Origin of the sequence: Youngimonas ophiurae (nom. illeg.) (assembly GCF_049803795.1) — a bacterium.
Lineage (GTDB): Bacteria > Pseudomonadota > Alphaproteobacteria > Rhodobacterales > Rhodobacteraceae > Thalassobius.
The window spans coordinates 545,338-559,829 of sequence record NZ_JBNAGJ010000002.1 but is presented as its reverse complement, the minus strand read 5'-3'; the positions used below and the strand labels follow the sequence as shown (position 1 = coordinate 559,829).

Annotated in this window: 16 protein-coding genes; 10 read left to right on the top strand and 6 right to left on the bottom strand. The window is 61.4% G+C overall.

The features are described 5' to 3' along the window. Nucleotides 1-6: 6 nt before the first annotated feature. The 5 genes from ACP15O_RS07175 to ACP15O_RS07155 all read right to left on the bottom strand — a co-directional run bounded on the left by ACP15O_RS07175 (nt 7) and on the right by ACP15O_RS07155 (nt 4,416). On the bottom strand, nt 7-1,305 hold the full coding sequence (locus ACP15O_RS07175; RefSeq protein ID WP_425095369.1) for a TRAP transporter large permease: 1,299 nt from the start codon (nt 1,303-1,305) through the stop codon (nt 7-9). A 12-nt stretch (nt 1,306-1,317) separates the two neighbouring features. Next, complete coding sequence (locus ACP15O_RS07170) at nt 1,318-1,878, bottom strand: TRAP transporter small permease (RefSeq protein WP_425095368.1); 561 nt, start codon at nt 1,876-1,878, stop codon at nt 1,318-1,320. 74 nt (nt 1,879-1,952) lie between these two features. Further along, nucleotides 1,953-3,026, bottom strand: a complete 1,074-nt coding sequence (dctP, locus tag ACP15O_RS07165; protein ID WP_425095367.1) for a TRAP transporter substrate-binding protein DctP — start codon at nt 3,024-3,026, stop codon at nt 1,953-1,955. Between the two features lie 398 nt (nt 3,027-3,424). Then, on the bottom strand, nt 3,425-4,210 hold the full coding sequence (locus ACP15O_RS07160) for an enoyl-CoA hydratase-related protein (protein ID WP_425095366.1): 786 nt from the start codon (nt 4,208-4,210) through the stop codon (nt 3,425-3,427). Then, on the bottom strand, nt 4,207-4,416 hold the full coding sequence (locus ACP15O_RS07155) for a hypothetical protein (protein ID WP_425095365.1): 210 nt from the start codon (nt 4,414-4,416) through the stop codon (nt 4,207-4,209). The genes ACP15O_RS07160 and ACP15O_RS07155 overlap by 4 nt, the downstream gene beginning before the upstream one ends. Nucleotides 4,417-4,664: 248 nt before the next feature. Between ACP15O_RS07155 and ACP15O_RS07150 the strand changes: the two genes are divergently transcribed. Continuing rightward, nucleotides 4,665-5,828, top strand: coding sequence for an acyl-CoA dehydrogenase family protein (locus ACP15O_RS07150; protein WP_425095364.1), 1,164 nt, complete (start codon nt 4,665-4,667; stop codon nt 5,826-5,828). On the opposite strand, the gene ACP15O_RS07145 is transcribed toward ACP15O_RS07150, so the two are convergent. Continuing rightward, nucleotides 5,823-6,320 (bottom strand): MarR family winged helix-turn-helix transcriptional regulator, encoded by a 498-nt coding sequence (locus tag ACP15O_RS07145; protein ID WP_425095363.1) that lies wholly within the window; start codon nt 6,318-6,320, stop codon nt 5,823-5,825. The genes ACP15O_RS07150 and ACP15O_RS07145 overlap by 6 nt on opposite strands. Before the next feature lie 216 nt (nt 6,321-6,536). Between ACP15O_RS07145 and ACP15O_RS07140 the strand changes: the two genes are divergently transcribed. The 9 genes from ACP15O_RS07140 to ACP15O_RS07100 all read left to right on the top strand — a co-directional run bounded on the left by ACP15O_RS07140 (nt 6,537) and on the right by ACP15O_RS07100 (nt 14,371). Then, nucleotides 6,537-7,304 (top strand): SDR family NAD(P)-dependent oxidoreductase, encoded by a 768-nt coding sequence (locus ACP15O_RS07140; protein WP_425095362.1) that lies wholly within the window; start codon nt 6,537-6,539, stop codon nt 7,302-7,304. Nucleotides 7,305-7,314: 10 nt separating this feature from the next. Further along, the gene (gene badI, locus ACP15O_RS07135; RefSeq protein ID WP_425095361.1) at nt 7,315-8,097 is read left to right on the top strand and encodes a 2-ketocyclohexanecarboxyl-CoA hydrolase; all 783 of its coding nucleotides are present in this window, start codon (nt 7,315-7,317) and stop codon (nt 8,095-8,097) included. Nucleotides 8,098-8,153: 56 nt separating this feature from the next. Continuing rightward, the gene (gene aliB / locus ACP15O_RS07130) at nt 8,154-9,302 is read left to right on the top strand and encodes a cyclohexanecarboxyl-CoA dehydrogenase (RefSeq protein WP_425095360.1); all 1,149 of its coding nucleotides are present in this window, start codon (nt 8,154-8,156) and stop codon (nt 9,300-9,302) included. A gap of 84 nt (nt 9,303-9,386) precedes the next feature. Next, nucleotides 9,387-11,036, top strand: coding sequence for a cyclohexanecarboxylate-CoA ligase (gene aliA / locus ACP15O_RS07125; protein ID WP_425095359.1), 1,650 nt, complete (start codon nt 9,387-9,389; stop codon nt 11,034-11,036). Then, entirely contained in the window at nt 11,033-12,055 is a 1,023-nt protein-coding gene (locus ACP15O_RS07120; protein ID WP_425095358.1) for an SDR family NAD(P)-dependent oxidoreductase, read from the top strand. The genes aliA and ACP15O_RS07120 overlap by 4 nt, the downstream gene beginning before the upstream one ends. After that, nucleotides 12,055-12,369: a hypothetical protein gene (locus ACP15O_RS07115; RefSeq protein ID WP_425095357.1), complete on the top strand. Its 315-nt coding sequence runs from the start codon at nt 12,055-12,057 to the stop codon at nt 12,367-12,369. The genes ACP15O_RS07120 and ACP15O_RS07115 overlap by 1 nt, the downstream gene beginning before the upstream one ends. Continuing rightward, on the top strand, nt 12,353-12,904 hold the full coding sequence (locus tag ACP15O_RS07110) for a hypothetical protein (RefSeq protein ID WP_425095356.1): 552 nt from the start codon (nt 12,353-12,355) through the stop codon (nt 12,902-12,904). Before ACP15O_RS07115 ends, ACP15O_RS07110 begins: the two co-directional genes overlap by 17 nt. Continuing rightward, entirely contained in the window at nt 12,901-13,668 is a 768-nt protein-coding gene (locus ACP15O_RS07105; protein ID WP_425095355.1) for a terminase large subunit domain-containing protein, read from the top strand. Before ACP15O_RS07110 ends, ACP15O_RS07105 begins: the two co-directional genes overlap by 4 nt. Further along, complete coding sequence (locus ACP15O_RS07100; RefSeq protein WP_425095354.1) at nt 13,658-14,371, top strand: hypothetical protein; 714 nt, start codon at nt 13,658-13,660, stop codon at nt 14,369-14,371. Before ACP15O_RS07105 ends, ACP15O_RS07100 begins: the two co-directional genes overlap by 11 nt. Nucleotides 14,372-14,492 lie beyond the last annotated feature (121 nt).

Sequence of the window (14,492 nt, the reverse complement as noted above, 5' to 3'; positions counted from 1 at the left end):
GTGCCCTTAGTTCATCAGGTTCGGCAAGATCAGGATCAGATCGGGGAAGGCCACGATGATCGAGATGATGAACACTTCGCCAATCAAGAAGGGCGTCACACCGCGAAACACGCTTTCCAGCGGGATATCCGGGCGAATGCCGTTCACGACATAGCAATTCAGCCCAACCGGCGGTGTGACCACGCCCACCTCGATCAGTTTGACCAGCAGGATGCCGAACCAGATGGGATCATAGCCCAGCCCGATAATGGCCGGATAGACAACGGGCAGCGTCAGCATCATCATGCCCAGCCCGTCCAGGATCATCCCCATCAGCAGATACATCACGATGATCCCCAGCAGGATCACGCCGCGCGGCACGTCCAGCCCGACAACCAGATCGGTCACCGCGCCGGGCAGGCCGGTAAAGGCCAGAAATCGCACAAAGATCAGCACACCCCAGATCACCATAAAGATCATCACGGTGGTCCGTACCGTATCCAGCAGGCCGTTATGGAAATCCCGCAGGCCGATACGCTTGAACAGGGCCATCACCAGAATGATCGCGGTGGCCACGCCTGCGGATTCCGTCGGTGTCATCCAGCCCAGGTAAATCCCGCCCAGGATCACACCGACCACGGCAAACACGCCGCTGACCTGGGGCAGGGCCTTGAGCTTCTCGGTGAAGGTGGTGCCGGGTTCGACCGGGGCCATTTCGGGGTTCAGTTTCACCACCACGGTGATGACGATCAGATAGACGAACATCGACAGCAATCCGGGCACCAGGCCGGCCAGAAGCAGCTTGGCCACCGATTGCTCCACGATGATGCCATAGATCACCAGAATGGCCGAGGGCGGGATCAGCGCGGCCAGCGTACCCCCAACGGCCACAACCCCGGCGGCCAGGCGTTTGTCATAGCCGCGAGCCTCCATTTCCGGCAGGGCCAGACGGGTGAACACCGCGGTCGAGGCCGTGCTGGCCCCCGACACCGCTGCAAACCCGGCCGAGGCAAAGATCGTCGCGGTGGCCAGACCGCCGGGCGCACGCCCCACCCATTTGCGAGCGGCGTCATAGGCGGATGTGGTGATCCCCGCGTGCATCGCCAAAAAACCGATGGTGATAAACAATGGCAGCACGCTGAGCGCGTAATGCCCGGAATTGGCGTGTGGGATGATGCCCGCCAGGCCGGTTGCGACGGTCGGATTGCGCAGGATCATCATCCCCACAATGCCGGTGAAGGCGGCGGCATAGGCCACCGGAATGCCGACAAGCACCAGAAAAACCAGGGCCGCAATGCCAATATATCCAAGAGTGATCGGGTCCATGTTCTTGCCTTCTTATTCGTACGGGCTGGTTTCGATCGCATCCACCGGATGCGAGAAAATCGGAGAGCTGTCCTGGGGCTTGGCCAGCAGGCGCAGAGCCTCGGTCAGTTGCAGGGCCAGACGGATTCCCAGCAGGGCCAGCGCCCCGGTCACGATGGCGATGCCGGGCCACAAGGGAATGCCGATTTCCGGCGTGTCGCCCCCGTTGTTCCAGGACCGCATCAGGTTCAGCCAGCTGCCCTTGGTCAGGATCACAACCACAAACAGGGCCACGGTCAGGGCGATGACTTCGGTCAGCCATTTGGCGCGGCCTCGGCAGCGGTCGCTCAGCAGGGTCATGCGCACATTGCCGAAATGGCTCTGACAATAGGCGATACCCATGGTGACAAGCGCCACCATCAGTTGCTCGACAATATCAATCGACCCATGCACAGGGTGATTGAACAGGCCCCGCCCCAGGACTTCGGCGCAAACCAGCGTCATCAGGGCCAGGATCAGCAATCCCGCAACCAGGGCCGCTGTTTTCTCGACATGGCCCAAAACCGTGTCAGCAATATCAATAGCGCGTTTCATCAAAGAGTTCCTTTGTTGAATCGGCCCGGCGGGTACAATCCGCCGGACCGATCATGCACAACGATCAGGGGAGGTTACTGATCAGCGCGTGCTTTCTCAGCCTCGGACAGGATCATGTCGAACAGCTCTTGGCCCGGCAGGCCCTTGGCGGTCGTATCGTCGATCCATTTCTGCCAGCTGGGTTGCACTGCGGCCTCCAGGGCTGCCTTCACATCGTCGGTCAGCGGGATGCGGGTCAGGCCACGGGCCTCGAACTCTTTCTCGTTGGCGGCGTCGATTTCGGCATAGGCCGCGATCTGGTGCGCGTAGGCGGGGATGACCGAGTCCGCCAGCAGCTGTTTGTATTGGTCGGGCAGCGCGTCATAGGCATCTTTGTTGGCGGCCAGCGAGCACTGGATCGTCCCCAGGTTCCAGGCATCGGTTACCCAGTTCGACAGCTCGTGGAAGCGATACGCCACAAAGGCATAGGTATAGGGATACACGATCCCGTCCACCACGCCGCGCTCCAGCGAGTTGTACAAATCGGGCGCCGGCATGGTCGAGGGCACAGCCCCGATTGCGTCCATCAGCGCGGCATGACCGCCCGAGGCGTTTACGCGTACACCATCCCAATCCGCCAACGAGGCCGGAGCGTCGCCTTTGCCCATGATCTCATAATTGGGCATCAGGGTGGACATGATCGGCGTGGCGTTCCACTTGTCCCATTCGGCCACCAGCGCTGGGTGTTTCAGGTATTCGCCGTAAACCTTGTACTGCACCTCAAAGGTGGGCAGCGGCAGGAATGCCTGGCTCAGCCCCATCGAGGCAGGGGTCTTGTCGGGGTGGTAGAAGGGGCAGACAGCTGCGGCTTCGAACGCGCCCAGTTGCAGCCCGTCGATGTTTTCCTTGGGGTCCGACAGAACGCCGCCATATTGCAGGTCCAGCTCGAAATTCCCGTCGGTCTTGGCGGCCAGTTCTGCCTTCAGGCCCTCGACGCCTTCGGTGAAACCCCGGCGCGCGCCCCACAGCGACACCAGCCATTTGACTTTGGGGCCGTCAACCTCGGCGGCCTGCGCGGCACTGGGTGCGATCAGCGCGGATGTGGCGGTTAGTACTGTCGAAAGCGCAGCGGCCACGGCCAGCGTGCGGATGGGTTTGTCATGTTTCATGGTTTCCTCCCTTTTAATGACAAAGCGGTATCGTTCACCCCAGAGCATGTCCGGGGCGGTCTTCTTGGCGGTCAGAATGGCCTGAGCCGCTGAAGTGGTGGGCTCTCCTCCGTCACCATCTCCTTGACCGGCACACTCACAAGAATCCGCGAGGGCCTGAATGGAAAATGGTCGGTATTAATTGTACAATTCGTTGAACTGCTACCTGCCCCGGTCGGGTTCTCTATGGATGGTCGTGCAATTCGAGAGCATGAGATTCAGGCCTGTGCGTGTACTGCTCCTTTGCTGCAAGGGGTCTGGAATGTCGTGTTGTGTGGCTCATTCATGGGGCGGCGTGGACATGGGGATGTTTGGGATTGTACAATCTGCATATGTACGGCGTGCCCGGCCGCTGCGGTTTAGCGGTGCCGGAACGTCGGGGGGCGTTTTTCGATAAAGGCGGTCATCCCTTCCAGCCGGTCCTCGGTGGCGAAGGTGGCGTACAGCAGGCGGCGCTCCAGATGGATGCCGGCGGACAGGGGGGTCTCATACGCCTGGTTCACGGCTTCCTTGGCCAGCCGCAAAATCGGGCGCGAGGATTTGGCGATGTTCATGGCCAGGGCGATTGCGTCGTCCAGATAACTGTCTGGCGTTGAAATGCGGCTGACCAACCCATGCGCCAAGGCCTCTTGTGCGCTCAGCGTCCGTCCGGACAGGATCATGTCCATGGCGATGGCCTTGCCGACGATCCGGGTCAGGCGCTGCGTGCCGCCCGCGCCGGGGATCACCCCGATCCGCGTTTCGGGCAGGGCAAATCGGGCGGAATCTGCCGCAATGATGATGTCGCACATCAGGGCTAGCTCACAGCCGCCGCCCACCGCGTGCCCGGCCACGGCGGCAATCATGGGTTTGCGGCAACGTGCGGCCCGTTCCCAAGTGGCGGTGATGAAATCCTCTTCGTACACATCCGAGGAGGTCTTGTGCTGAATTTCCTTCACATCCGCCCCAGCGGCAAAGGCGCGGTCATTGCCTGTCAGCACGATAACATGGATCGATTCGTCCGCTTCGAACGCATCCAGCGCCAGGCCCAGTTCGGTTGTGATTTGTTGATTCAGCGCATTCAGCGCCTCAGGGCGGTTCAGCTGCACAATGCCGACGGGGCCGTCGGTTTGCGTCAGTACGGTGGAAAATGCGGTGTCTTTCATGGGGTGTCTCCGGTGGAAGAGGGGGCGGCGATCGAAATCACGATCTTGCCAAAACGGTCTGGCGCGCTGAGGCGCTGCAAGCCGGCGCCTGGCTGGGCGCCGCTGGTTACCAGATGCCCTCCGCCCCGCGCCGCAGGCAGTGACAGGCCCCAGGTGGCCTCGCCGACCTCTCCGTCGCCGCGTTGACTGAGAATGAATGCTTTCATTCTGTGTTCCTCCCGTTATTAATGTAAATAGATTGTCATATAAAGCAAGTCTGAATACACGTCTTGTTATGGGTGAACACTTGAGGATAGCGGTCGAATTCAAAAGTATATTAAAAAGCAAGGTGATAAACCTATGATTCTGGAGATGCGAAAATCTATGCTTGCCAGGCTTTGGGTGCCTTAATATGACAATATATTGATTAACTAGCCAAATGTGCATGGCCAGATTCGGCCAGAGGGAGGACACAATGCTTGACCCAGAGATCCGCGTGCAGCTTGTCGATACGATTCGCAAATTTGTCGATCAGCGGCTGATCCCGGCCGAGCCGGAGGTCGCGGAAGCCGATGCAATTCCGCAGGACATCATTCAAGAGATGCGCGATCTGGGCCTGTTCGGCCTGTCGATCCCTGAAGAGTATGGCGGGCTGGGGCTGAACATGTCCGAAGAGGCGGCCTTGATCTTCGAGATCGGCCGCGCCGCGCCTGCGTTCCGCTCGATTTTCGCAACGAATGTGGGGATCGGCTCGCAGGGGATCGTGATTGATGGCACGGACGCGCAAAAGGCCACCTATCTGCCGCGAATTGCGACTGGCGAGCTGATCGGCTCTTTTGCGCTGACCGAGCCGGATGTTGGATCGGACGCGGGATCCGTGCGGACCACGGCGGTGCGCGATGGCGATACATATGTGCTGAACGGGACCAAGCGGTTTATCACCAACGCGCCGCTGGCGGGGGCATTTACCGTGATGGCGCGGACCGATCCGGCGCAGAGGGGCGCGGCGGGCGTGTCCGCCTTTGTGGTCGAAGCCGGAACGCCGGGTCTGTCCACCGGCAAGCCCGAAAAGAAGATGGGTCAGCAGGGCGCGCATGTCTGTGACGTGATCTTCGAAGATTGCCGAATCCCCGCGGCTGCCCTGATCGGCGGGGTCGAGGGCATGGGTTTCAAAACCGCGATGAAGGTGCTGGACAAAGGGCGGCTGCATATCGCGGCGGCCTGTGTCGGGCTGGCCGAGCGGATCATCGACGACATGATGGATTATGCCGTGTCGCGTAAGCAATTCGGCCGTCCGATTGCGGATTTCCAGATGCTGCAAGTGATGTTCGCAGACAGCCGTGCCGAGGCCTATGCCGCGCGCGCCATGGTCGAGGATGCCGCGCGCCGGCGCGATGCAGGCGAGGATGTCAGTACGCTGGCCTCTTGTGCCAAAATGTTTGCCTCGGAAATGGTGGGGCGTGTGGCGGATCGCAATGTGCAGGTGCATGGCGGGGCGGGGTATATCCGCGAATATCGCGCCGAACAGCTGTTCCGCGATGCGCGCCTGTTCCGTATCTACGAAGGCACGACCCAGGTTCAACAGGGGATCATCGCGCGCAGCATGGCCGCACAGGCGCGGGAGCGGGCGGGCCTATGACTCGCCCTGATTCTGCTCGATCTGCTTGAGGTTCGTCAGGATCTTGTCGAAATAGTGGATCGCGTGAATCTTGTCGGTGGTCGAAAACCCCGCCAAAGCCTCGTCATAGAAGCGAGAGATACGGTCACTCATGTCGGTGCGCCACAGGTGGCGCCCGCGTTTTGTCAGGCGGATCAGACGGCTGCGGCTATCATGTGGGGAAACCACGCGCTCGATCAATTCGTCCCGTTCCAGACGGGCCAGAACGCCCGACAGGTTTTGCCGACTGACCAGCAGGAACTTGGTCAGCTCGCCCACGGCGATTCCCTGTTCATACCCCTGACGGGCCAGCGCGCCGACAACAGCCCATTGCTGAGTCGTGATGTGGGTGTCGTCCAGCGCCTTTGTTCCGGTTTTATGGAGCAGGTTAGCAGACTGGTACAGCCGAAAGAAAAGGCGGTTCGCCAGGTCGTCCACCTGAGAAGGCTGCGGGAAATCAACATCTTCGTTCATGGGGGACATTCATCTGGGGAAATGCGGGGCAAGTCAACCGAGCTTGATTGGATGCTTGCCAGAAATTAATGACAACTACTTGACATAAAATATCCAGTAAGTATCGTCCCAACCTGTCTAGTTTTGGAGGCGAGACACATAGGGAGGAGAATTAACACGCATTATCATGCGCGTGTGTGATCTTCATGTTTCTCGCGTTGCATTAAGGAGGAACCCGTGAAAGGGCTAAAAGGTAAAACTGTTGTCGTAACAGGTGGTGGTGGCGGTATTGGTGCGGCAACCTGCCTGCGCTTTGCCGAAGAGGGCGCGCGCGTGGCTGTGGTCGATCTGAACGAATCGGCGGCCAAGGCGGTGGTCCAACAAATCGAGGCCATTGGCGCGACCGGCATGGCCGTGTCCGTGGATCTGACGGATGCCCCTGCAACGGCTGCGGCGGTCGAGCAGATCGAGGCCGAGCTGGGTCCCATCGACGTGCTGGTGAACGGGGTTGGCTGGGACGTGTTCACGCCCTTCCTCAAGAGCGACCCGGATTTCTGGACCAAGATCATCAACATCAACCTGCGCGGTGTGCTGAACATCACCCATCCCGTTCTGGCCAAGATGGCCGAGCGGCGCGCCGGTAAAATCGTGTCGCTGGCCTCGGATGCAGCGCGGGGCGGGTCGTCTGGCGAAAGCGTCTATGCCGCCTGCAAGGCCGGCGTCATTGCCTTTTCCAAAACCATCGCGCGTGAACATGCGCGGCAGGGGATCTCGGTCAACGTGGTCTGCCCTGGCGTGACCGATACCGCGATGCTGGATGCCTTCATGGAGGCCGCCGGTGACAAGGAAAAATTGCGCGTGGCCTTTACCCGCGCGGTGCCGATGGGCCGCCTGGGGCAGCCCGGCGATCTGCCCGGTGCAATCGCCTTTTTCGCCAGCGACGACGCGGGCTTTATCACGGGTCAGGTTCTGTCGGTGTCCGGCGGTCTGACCATGCACGGCTAAGGAGGCCCACATGACCTACGAAGACATCCTCTACGAGGTAAAAGACGGCGCCGCCTGGATCACCATCAACCGCCCCGAGGTCTATAACGCCTTTCGCGGTCAAACTTGCGAAGAGCTGATCCACGCCTTCAACACCGCCGGCTGGGACAAATCCGTTGGCGTCATCGTGCTGACCGGCGCGGGCGACAAGGCGTTCTGCACCGGCGGCGACCAGTCGGCCCACGAAGGCCAGTATGACGGGCGCGGCACCATCGGCCTGCCGATGGAGGATCTGCACACCATCATCCGCGATGTGCCCAAACCCGTGATCGCCCGCGTGCAGGGCTTTGCCATCGGCGGCGGCAACGTGCTGGCCACCATTTGCGACATGACCATCGCCGGTGACCGCGCGCAGTTCGGTCAGGTCGGCCCCAAGGTCGGCTCGGTCGATCCGGGGTTCGGCACGGCCTTCTTGGCACGCGTGGTGGGCGAGAAAAAAGCCCGCGAAATCTGGTACATGTGCCGTCGGTATTCCGCCCAGGAAGCCGTGGATATGGGGCTGGCCAACTGCGTCGTGCCGCATGACGCGCTGGACGCCGAAGTCACCAAATGGTGCGCCGAGATCATGGAGAAATCGCCCACCGCCATCGCCCTGGCCAAGCGCAGCTTCAACATGGACACCGAACACCAGCGTGGCATTGCTGGCCTCGGGATGCTGGGCCTGTCGCTCTACTACGACACGGACGAAAGCAAAGAAGGCGGCATCGCCTTCAAGGAAAAGCGCAAGCCCGATTTCCGAAAATTCGGCAAGTGATCCAACGGGTTGGGGCCTGCGGGCCCCACCCAACGGCCTGCATATGGGAGGACAGGATGAAAACGATTTTCGATACTGAAGAGCTGGATCAGATCCGCGATCTGGCACGCAAATTCGCCCAAGAGCGGGTCGCCCCCGGCTATTTGGCGCGGGAAAAAGTGGGTAAATTCGACATGGATTTGCTGCGCGAAATGGGGCAACTGGGCCTGATCGCCCCCGAAATGCCCGAAGAGTTCGGCGGGATGGGCGCCAGCTATCTTTATTCCGGCGTGATCACCGAAGAAATCGCCCGCGCCGATTTCACCTTTGCCTATACGTCGCTGCTGGCGTCGCTGAACGGGCAGATTTTGCGCCAGTTCGCAGCGCCGGAAATCGCGCAGGACTGGCTGCCGGGGCTGATCGCTGGCGAGCATATGCTGGCCATCGCCCTGACCGAACCCAAGGGCGGATCGGACGCGGCCAATCTGGGCCTGCGGATGGAACGCGACGGCGATCACTATATCATCAACGGTGAAAAAACCTCGATCTCGGCCAACCAGATTTCCAAGGGCGTCGTCACCTTTGCGCGCACCGGCAAACCCGAGGACCGCGCGCGTGGCGTGTCCGCCATCCTGGTGCCGCTGGACCTGCCGGGGATCACCACCTCGAAATTCGCCAATTGCGGGCAGAACTCGGTCGGGCATGGCTCGATCTGGTTCGATAATGTGCGCGTCCCCGCCGAATATCTGCTGGGCGAAGAGGGCAAGGGCTTTGGCCAGGTCATGCACGGGTTCGATTTCTCGCGCTCGCTGATCGGGCTGCAATGTATCGGCACCGCGCGGCAAAGCCTGGATGAAACGTGGTCCTATATCAACGAACGTCAGGCCTTTGGCAAACCGCTGTCGGCCTTTCAGGGGGTGACGCACCAATTGGCCGATTTCGACACGAAACTCGAAGCGGCCCGCCTGATGTCGATGAATGCCCTGTGGCTGAAGGATCAGGGTCTGCCCCACACCGCCGAGGCCGCAATGACCAAATGGTGGCCGCCCCTTCTGGCCTATGAGGCGATCCATGCCTGTCTGCTGATCCACGGCCATGCCGGCTATTCCGAGGACTTCCCCTTCCAGCAGCGCCTGCGCGACGTGCTGGGCCTGCAAATCGGGGACGGCACGGCGCACATCATGAAAAACATTATCGCCCGCGAACGGGCGGGGCGTGCGGCGTAAACCGGCCGGCACGCCACCAATCTGCCGCCCGGTCTGCAAGAGGAGCGCAGGCCGGTGCGCCAACCCCATGGAGGAGGAGACCCCATGCAATTCGATGCTGTTCTGATCGAACCTCGTATCCAAGAGATGACGGAAAAAGGGTTCTGGCACGGGAAAACGGTCAATGACTATTTTGACGAATGCCTGCGCGATTGTCCTGACAAACCGGCGCTGACCTCGGTCGTGGTCAGCACGGGCGCGCGCCGCGATCTGACCTGGGCCGAGCTGGACGTTCTGGCCAACCGCGCCGCCGTGGGCCTGTCGCGTCTGGGTGTGGGGCGCGATGATGTCGTGTCCTGCCAATTGCCCAACAGCTGGCAATTCGTGGCCACCTATCTGGGCTGCGCGCGCCTAGGTGCCGTGTTCAACCCGGTGATGCATATCTTCCGCGAACACGAGCTGACCTTCATGCTGCGCCACGGCGAGGCCAAGGTTTTTGTCATCCTCAAACTGTTCCGCGGCTTCGATCACGAGGCGATGACCGATGCCATGCTGCCCGACTTGCCCGATCTGCAACACGTGCTGGTGCAGGGCGGCACAGGCGCGCGCGATCTAGAGACCACCCTGTTCGACCCGGCCCTGGACGATGACCCCGACATGGCCCGCATCACCACCGAAAACCGCCCTGATGCCAATGCCGTGTGCCAGTTGATCTATACCTCGGGCACCACGGGTGAGCCCAAGGGCGTCATGCATACCGCCAACACCATGTATGCCAATCTGGTCCCCTATGCAGACCGCCTGCATCTGGGCGCGGATGACGTGGTGCTGATGGCCTCGCCCATGGCGCACCAGACCGGGTTCATGTATGGGCTGCTGATGCCCGTGCAATTGCAGGCCCGCGCCGTGCTGCTGGACACCTGGGACAAATCCCTGGCCGCCAAGGTGGTAGAGCAGGACGGCTGCACCTTCACCATGGCCTCGACCCCGTTCCTGATGGATCTGTCCAATGCGGTCGAGGAAGACGGCACCGATTCCGCATCGCTGCGCACCTTCCTATGTGCCGGCACCGCCATTCCCGGCCCGGTGGTGGAACGCGCCCGCGCCGTGCTGGGCACTAAGATCGTGTCCGCCTGGGGCATGACGGAAAACGGGGCCGTGACGCTGACCAATCTGGACGACCCGGACGAACGCTCGATCCACAGTGATGGCTATCCCCTGGCCGGGATGGAGGTGCAGATCCGCACCCCCGAAGGCACCATCGCCCAGCCCCACGAAGAGGGAGAGCTGTACGTTCGCGGCTGCTCCAATTTCGGCGGCTATCTGAAACGTCCGCAGTGGAACACCGTGGATGCCGACGGCTGGTTCGACACGGGTGACATCGCCCGCGCCGATGAAAACGGCTATATCCGTATCTGCGGCCGGTCCAAGGACATTATCATCCGCGGCGCCGAAAACATCCCCGTGGTCGAGGTGGAAACCGCCCTGTTCAAACACCCGGCTGTCGCCACCGTGGCGATCGTTGGCTACCCGGATGACCGCTTGGGCGAACGGGCCTGCGCCTTTGTCGTGCCCAAACCGGGGCAGGCGCTTAGCTTCGAGGAGATGCAGAGCTTCCTGTCGCAGCATCACTTCTCGAAGAACTACTGGCCCGAGCGGCTGGAAATCCGCAAGGCCCTGCCTTCGACCGCGTCTGGCAAAATCCAGAAATTCGCGCTGCGCAAGATGCTGCGCGATGAGATGGGGCTCGCATGAGCTCCCAAGGCCGCATCGCGGCGGTCTCGGGTGCGGGCGGCCCAATGGGGCGGGCCGTCATCGACCGGCTGGTCGCGGGCGGCATTCGCGGGGTGGCGCTGACGGATATCTCCTCCCACCGTCTGGACGCGGCACAGTCGGCGTTGCCCCGTGATCTGCTCGTGTCTGCGACGCGGGCGGACATCACCGACCAGGATCAGGCCCGCGCCTTTGCTGACACGGCATTGGCCGAGCTGGGACAGGTTGATCTGCTGGTCAATCTTGTGGGAGGCATCCGGTCTGCGCAGCTCTATACGCCGTTTCTGGAGATCGACGCGGCCCAATGGCGCTCGACGCTGGATTTGAACCTGATGGGCACGATTCATCTGTCTCAGGCCTTTGCGCCGGGCATGATCGCGCGGGGCTGGGGGCGGATCGTCAATGTCAGCTCGATCGTGTTCGGAGGCGAGGCAGGTCAGGCGGATTATGCGGCGGCCAAGGCGGCGGTGGCCTCCCTGACGCGCAGCATGGCCGAGGAACTGGCCCCGCATGTGACGGTAAACTGTGTGGCGCCCGGCCTGACGCGGACCTCGATCACGGCGAACATGCCCGCAGATCAGGCGCAGCGCCTGACCGGAAAAGCCTTTCATCCACGCATGGCCGAGCCCGAAGAAGTCGCTGATGCGATTGCCTTTTTCCTGTCCGAAGAAGGCGCTAGAACAGGTCGAGCCGAAGACGCCCTATTCAGCCGTCGAGCGTATGAACGAGGAATGGGCGCTGATGAACGTGGAGGGCAACGCCGATATGTTCGCGAAGACGTTCATCCTGGGCGAGGAGTCATGGTTCGTCGGATCGAAGCAGCAGGCCACTCATCGGACCTTGCGGCGCAACTCGCGGAGGCCGAGAAGGGCAGCTTCGATCCCGCGAAGGCCCCGGTGCAAATCCGCAAGACGGATGCGCGGTCGGTGTCGAAATACCGGGCGGCGAAGGCCGAGGCTGCGGATCGCGGCGTGCCGCTCGAAATCGTGGCGGACGACTGATGTTTTCGGCGGAACAAGTCGCAACGAAGCGGGCGGCTGCATCGGTCCTGCTCGGGGTCCATTGGGATCGAGTGACGGTCGATCCCGTGGACCTGTCTGTATGGGTCGATGACCAGCCGACGCGCCGGAAAGAACATGCCATTGTTGCCGTCAAAGCGATGGTGGCCGAATGGATCGGCTGGGCGGATGAAGGCCTGACCAAGGAACTGACAGGCCAGCAGCCGTGGCTTGCCCGCGTCCTTGATCGGATCGAACTCGTCGCCATTGCCGGTCTCGCGCTTCATCTTTGGGGGCGGCATGGGACGCAGGCATAAGCTCGACGAACTGCCGCAGGCGACGCAGGACCGCATCAAGGAAGAACTCGCGACGGGCTCTCGCTCGATGCTTGCCATCGGCAAGCAATTCGGGGTGTCGGATACGTCCGTCAAACGCTGGTGGAAGAAAGTACCCGAAGATGAGCGCCTGTTGATCGCAGCGCGGGTCCGACAGTCAGAGCATGTTGCGGCAGTGAAAGAGGCCGCAGCGGCTGTTTCTGATGGCGACGACATTGACAACGATCTGCGCTGGCTCGTGCGCCGCCTGCGGTCAGCAATCGAGTCCTGCGGTGACGACGACGACAAGCTGCTGGAACTCGCCCAGATGCGGGAAATGCGGAACACTCTGATGGACCTCGCAAAGGTCCGGGGCATGTTCAGCCAGAAAATCGACGTGACGGTCGACCTCGGAACGTCCCCGCAATTCCTGCTTTTGCGGCAGATCATCCTGAGAGTGCTGGAGGCGCACCCCTCGGCCAAGGCCGACTTCCTGACGGAAATGCAGCAACTCCAAGTGATCGAGCATCAGCCATGACCGCACTCGATCCTGCCCTTCACAGGTTCCTTGGCGGGCTGGCCGTCTCGCTCGATCCCATCGCCCGGTTTCGAACCACAATGGGCGTCGAGCCCCGCGCGTTTCAAAGGCAATTGCTCTCATCCACAGCTTCCCACATCATCCTTATGGCGAGCAGGCAGTTGGGCAAAAGCACGGCGGTGGCGTGCGTCGCTTGGGATGGCTTTCTCCGGGGGCTGACAGTTGTCGTGATCACGCCGACCGAGAAGCAAGCAAAAGAGTTTCTTCTGCGCGTGAAGGAATTCCGAGACGCCGACCCATTCGCCCCTCGCGACATTCAGTTTCTGAAAACCGAGGTGTCTGCCGCAAACCACAAAGGGCGCATCCTAGCCATGCCAGCGACTGACAGCGCACGCGGTTTCACGGCGGACATTCTGTGCCTCGATGAAGCCGCCCTGATTGCCGACGACGACATTGCAGCGGTCCTGCCTTTGCGCCGGAAGGTGACAGGCCGGTTGCTCGTCACCTCGACCCCAATGTGGAAGGACGGCGATTTCTATCGCTGGTGGACAGGGCCGAACGACTTCGAGAAGATTCTCGGCCACTTCCGCGATTGCGGAGATCCCGAATTGATCGCGGCCATCGAAAAGGAGCGTGACGTGATCTCGTCCCAACGCTTCGCCCGCGAATACGACTGCATTTTCGCAGGTGGAGGCGACCCCCTCGTTTCTCACGCCACGCTCATGCGAGCGACCAACAACACGGAGCAAGCCCTTGTCCTATGAACTGATCGAACGCGACGACGGCACCTTGATCATGCCGACCTCTTCTGATCCGGCAGCGGCTGGGCATTCGGTGAAGGGCTTCCGCCGGTATGCGGTTGGCCTCGATGTAGGAGGCCGAGGCGAAGACCCTTCGGCGCTGGCGATCATCAAGGCGGAGTCGCGGCCCTTCATGACAGGGCGAGGCTGGGAACAGGCGCTGACAGCACCAGAATATACCGTCGTCTATACCGAGACCGCGAAACTCGACGAGGCCGTTGACGTGATCGACTGGGTGGCGTCGATCCTGCGCAAGCTGAAAAACTGGACCTTGACGATGGATGCGACCGGCATGGGCGCCCCGCTCGTGGGATTGTTCGAACAGGCCAAGGTGCCAGTCAATGCCGTAACCATGACGGCTGGCTCGTCCATCAATCGCAAAGGCAACCGGATCACCTGCTCGAAGAACGTTCTGTTCGAAAATGCCGCGACCTGCCTTGAGAATGGTTCCCTACGCATCGCCCACGACCTCCCCGAGAAAGAGGAACTGATCCGCGAGTCCACCTCGGTCGAGTTCAAGATGACCTCGGCGGGCAACCTCACCCTCCAAGGCGGCGGGCGCGGCCACCATGCCGACCGCTTCGTCGCCATGTGCCTCGCGTTGCTCTCGGAGACTCATTTCGCGCCCCGGTCCATCGAAGTGAGCCACCTGCGCGGATACTGGTGAAAGCGCGGCGCTGCTAGGCGTCTATGCGGTGTCTGAGCAGGCGGCCTATGCTGACCCCGCAAATTCGCATATGCGTATCTCTGAGGCTCTCTGACGGTCACAAATCGCACTCGCTTCCCAT

Coding starts and splice junctions, on each gene's coding strand:
- ACP15O_RS07110 (WP_425095356.1), top strand. CDS start 12,353: ATGGGACGCAGGCATAAGCTCGACGAACTGCCGCAGGCGACGCAGGAC.
- ACP15O_RS07160 (WP_425095366.1), bottom strand. CDS start 4,210: ATGAAAGACACCGCATTTTCCACCGTACTGACGCAAACCGACGGCCCC.
- ACP15O_RS07175 (WP_425095369.1), bottom strand. CDS start 1,305: ATGGACCCGATCACTCTTGGATATATTGGCATTGCGGCCCTGGTTTTT.
- ACP15O_RS07150 (WP_425095364.1), top strand. CDS start 4,665: ATGCTTGACCCAGAGATCCGCGTGCAGCTTGTCGATACGATTCGCAAA.
- ACP15O_RS07120 (WP_425095358.1), top strand. CDS start 11,033: ATGAGCTCCCAAGGCCGCATCGCGGCGGTCTCGGGTGCGGGCGGCCCA.
- ACP15O_RS07170 (WP_425095368.1), bottom strand. CDS start 1,878: ATGAAACGCGCTATTGATATTGCTGACACGGTTTTGGGCCATGTCGAG.
- dctP (WP_425095367.1), bottom strand. CDS start 3,026: ATGAAACATGACAAACCCATCCGCACGCTGGCCGTGGCCGCTGCGCTT.
- aliA (WP_425095359.1), top strand. CDS start 9,387: ATGCAATTCGATGCTGTTCTGATCGAACCTCGTATCCAAGAGATGACG.
- ACP15O_RS07105 (WP_425095355.1), top strand. CDS start 12,901: ATGACCGCACTCGATCCTGCCCTTCACAGGTTCCTTGGCGGGCTGGCC.
- badI (WP_425095361.1), top strand. CDS start 7,315: ATGACCTACGAAGACATCCTCTACGAGGTAAAAGACGGCGCCGCCTGG.
- ACP15O_RS07155 (WP_425095365.1), bottom strand. CDS start 4,416: ATGAAAGCATTCATTCTCAGTCAACGCGGCGACGGAGAGGTCGGCGAG.
- ACP15O_RS07145 (WP_425095363.1), bottom strand. CDS start 6,320: ATGAACGAAGATGTTGATTTCCCGCAGCCTTCTCAGGTGGACGACCTG.
- aliB (WP_425095360.1), top strand. CDS start 8,154: ATGAAAACGATTTTCGATACTGAAGAGCTGGATCAGATCCGCGATCTG.
- ACP15O_RS07115 (WP_425095357.1), top strand. CDS start 12,055: ATGTTTTCGGCGGAACAAGTCGCAACGAAGCGGGCGGCTGCATCGGTC.